Below are 3663 nucleotides of genomic sequence, written 5' to 3'. Positions count from 1 at the left end.
TTTCTTCACTTCTACTATATAAAAAATAGTAGTGCGAACCAATGCCTTGGCCTGCACTACTAATCTTAGTATGTTTTCTTTTTTCAACTGTTCAATTGCTATAAGATAAGCCGGGTTCTTATCGACTATTATAATACGTGGCTTTGAAACATGAAAAGACCGCAAAGCTTTCTTGAAAAAGCGCTTTGCAGCCTTCTGGTCTCTTGTTTTGTTTAGGAAAAAATCAATTGTGTTTCCTTTCGAATCAACAGCACGATACAGATACATCCATTGACCTTTTACTTTGATATATGTTTCATCGACTCTCCAAGAGTCATTTGTTTGAGGTGACTGCGGATTCGTTTGTCCAATTCAGGACCATACTGATGAACCCAACGCATAATCGTTGTATGAGAAATGGATAAACCCCGTTCTTCTAGCATTTCCACCAAATCACGAAAACTGAGGTTGTATCGTAGGTACCATCTTACCGTTAACAAAATAATATCAGGCTGATAATGCTTCCATTTGAATACATTTTCCTTTTCCATACCAATCACGCACCCTTTTTAAAGTAATAGTAACAGTATGTCCAAGATTTATAGATTCATTGCAATTGTCCTTAAGTTTTTGCACCAGAACCAATTTTTCTATTATAAGTAGTCTCTATTTTTTTAAGGTTATTAACTAACTATATTTAAACTAATCGGAACAATGTCCCCTATTTTAGATACTGTTAGATTATTAAGAGTTTGATGGATACCAAGAAAATTTTATATCGCTATCAAGTGGTTTACCGTGTATTTCCTTGTTAATTAGGCTATACCATTCGTTTAATATTTGAGCCTTTGGTAATTGAGAGGCTGGGTCATCTTCCCAGATAATGTGTGAAAACCAAGCTTTTGTTTCCCATTCAAATTGTAATTCTGCAAACGAAATTGTAGGATGATCTGCTTCGATAAAGTGTTGGTTTACAGCATCTGAAACTTCCGAAGCTTGTGGTAATAACTCATTTTTAATTCTATTTTTTATTTCCTGATTTTCTATTTGATCCCAAAAATACAATTGTCCGTTTATTTGATAAAAAATATCAAATGAAGCCTCTCCCTTTTTCATATTAAGCAATAAAAAAGCACGCTCCACATTATTTCCAGCGGCTTTTACAGTATTAATAAGTAAATTTTGTGCCATTGAGACCCAATAGCTATTGGCTTCTTCTAGTGGGGATTCAATATACAATTCTTCATCTAATTCATGGATAGTGGCCTCTTTATTGTTTACTTGTTCCACCTTTTTAAAAAATCTACTGAAAAAACCCATGATTTCTCCTCCTCTTTGTGATTTCCTTGTAATATTTTTTAGTAATTAGATAATATTGACAATGCAATCATATCATTTTCACATGAGTTATGAAACCAAGCTAATGAATGGAGTTTGTTCTTGTATTTTTTACATTCATTTGAGAAACTGAATGTAAGAAAGAGTTTGTTTTAAGTTGTAACGGATAGCACAGTTTCAATTTTGCAAAGATGGTGGGGAAATGGAAGAGAAAAACTTAAAAAGTAAGAAGTATTATAGAATTGCTTTTCTTGTATCAACAAGTTACATTTGGTTTTTGATTTTAGCAGCATACAGTATAGGTATTCCGCGATATATCGAGTTACTCGGGGGGATTTTTCTAATTACAGCCTTTACATTTTACTTTTCAGTACCTATTTTTTATATCGCTTTGCCTTTAGTATATATTCGTGTTGTACTTTCCTGTTTCCGTATATATACTACAGAGCGAATGTTGGCTTATTATGCACTTTCTTGTTTCGTTTTAGGGCTTGCTTTATTTGTTCCTTTAGCAATGTATCATTTGTATGAGGAGAACTACATTTTCGCGAAACAGGTTCAGGAACAACGTATTGAAGAAAAAGTAAAACATGAGGTTGAAAAAACTAATGGTCCAATAAAGATTACATATGTGACAAAGGCAAGTAGGGTGCAAGCGAATGAAGGTACAGGAAGTCCGGAATATTCCAAAATAAATATTCATTTTGAGTTAGTTAGCTGTGATTCACAAAATGAAGGAAAGAGCGGATTTTCATGCAAACCCTCTGTCGAAGCGTACTACAAAGATAAAAAGTGGCTGGTAGATTATAATTCAGAAGAAAATACAGGTGTTCTAAATCTATCTAAAGATAACCAACATGCTGTAGAATTAGAAAAGCAGTTGGCTCTTACACCAGAGGAAGAAATGAATCTCCGTAATATTTCTGAATCGAAAGCAATTCAGTATATGAAAAATGAATATAACTTTGATTTAACAATTGTTGAACAAGTCTTTGACAAGCATACGAGTTCCTATAAAAAAGAAAATAGACCATCAAATGCAATTTATGCCCTAACGATTGAAGGATATGTAAACACAGATACTCAAAAGAATGTCACAGTTAGGGTAGAATATGATCCGATTACAAAAAAATATTGGACTCATATCATTGAAATGAGTGATGAAGCTAAAAAGTAGATAGAAAACTTTTTTACAGAGTTTGAAAATGTAATTAGGGACATGGCCAGCAATATTACTCCAATTCTTTGGGCGAGCTGGCACTTTATTAATCATTTCTACATAAGCATCAGCTATTTCACATGTTTGTCCTGGTTGAAGGGCGTTCATTAACGTCTCCATATCTATCTGTATATACTCTGTACCTTTCTTAATTCTACCATCTTGAAAATAATCAGGTTCAGGATTTTTTTGATAAATACGTGTATTCGATTTGATGCGTGAGATATAATAAGCCTTTTTATCTTGTATATGTTGAAGATCTTTTAAATGAAAATAACCTAAATCTCGGATACATAAATCATTCGCTGTCACAGTTGGGACACACAGAGAGCCGTAAGTGTGATCATGTTGTTTGCCCGGACCTGTATGAATATGTAGGAACTGTCCACTTAACAAATCATACTCAAGTTGAATTTTTATTCCAGCTGTATGGCTGCATCCTCCTGCACCTGGATAAACCGATAAAAATACATCCGGGAGTTGAAGTGCAGTTGAATCTAGGATACGAATACGCTGGAAAATAGAAGCGTATGGAGAAGAAATCGGCATAGATGCGGCCAATTTTTTGCTTAGTAGTTCGGCTAGTAGGTGTTGTAAAAGTTGGACGGCCGCCTTATTAAACCGTTGATTCAGTCCCTCAGGACGTACTTCTATTGATGCTTCTAAACAGCTAGATAACTGAGTTAAAGAAGTCATAGCTACATTTTGGCTCACTCATACACATAAAGCTACTAAATCTTTTGCTTGATACTTACTAGTTCGTTGTACAAAACCAACATCTCTAGCAAGATCCCGTAAGGTATTTGGAGATAAAAAACCTTGACTCTCTTGAGCAAATAGTTGTAATTCATCAGACGCAGAAACAGACATAAAAAACGCCATCCTTTCCTATGATTCTACAGAAAAAATAGCGTATTTTTTGCTTAATGAATAGTGTGAAACCTTAGATTTATGGCAATGTAACGTTACCATCATATAGTCGTTTGACAACATTACAAATTCACATAATTTTCGATATAGGAAGTAACCATTCTATCCTTTTAACTGTTATTAACAGTACAAATTAATTTTTCTAATACTTGAGCTACACCATCTTTATCATTGGTATCGGTAATAAAATATGCAGC

Annotated in this window: 2 protein-coding genes and 2 pseudogenes; 1 reads left to right on the top strand and 3 read right to left on the bottom strand. The window is 34.0% G+C overall.

All coding sequences use genetic code 11. The features are described 5' to 3' along the window. Nucleotides 1–530 (bottom strand): annotated as a pseudogene (locus JDS80_RS30385) (IS6 family transposase); the annotation flags it as partial. 193 nt (nucleotides 531–723) lie between these two features. After that, nucleotides 724–1299: a hypothetical protein gene (locus JDS80_RS30380; RefSeq protein WP_078174475.1), complete on the bottom strand. Its 576-nt coding sequence runs from the start codon at nucleotides 1297–1299 to the stop codon at nucleotides 724–726. Between the two features lie 220 nt (nucleotides 1300–1519). Between JDS80_RS30380 and JDS80_RS30375 the strand changes: the two genes are divergently transcribed. Continuing rightward, entirely contained in the window at nucleotides 1520–2494 is a 975-nt protein-coding gene (locus tag JDS80_RS30375) for a hypothetical protein (protein WP_199640782.1), read from the top strand. A gap of 72 nt (nucleotides 2495–2566) precedes the next feature. Here JDS80_RS30375 and JDS80_RS30370 read toward each other — a convergent pair. Beyond that, nucleotides 2567–3406, bottom strand: a pseudogene (locus tag JDS80_RS30370) (IS4 family transposase); the annotation flags it as partial. Nucleotides 3407–3663 lie beyond the last annotated feature (257 nt).

The organism is Bacillus cereus group sp. N8, assembly GCF_016483685.1.
GTDB classification, from domain to species: domain Bacteria; phylum Bacillota; class Bacilli; order Bacillales; family Bacillaceae_G; genus Bacillus_A; species Bacillus_A proteolyticus.
Note: the sequence above shows the minus strand (reverse complement) of the source record. Positions and strands in the feature narration are given on the sequence as shown.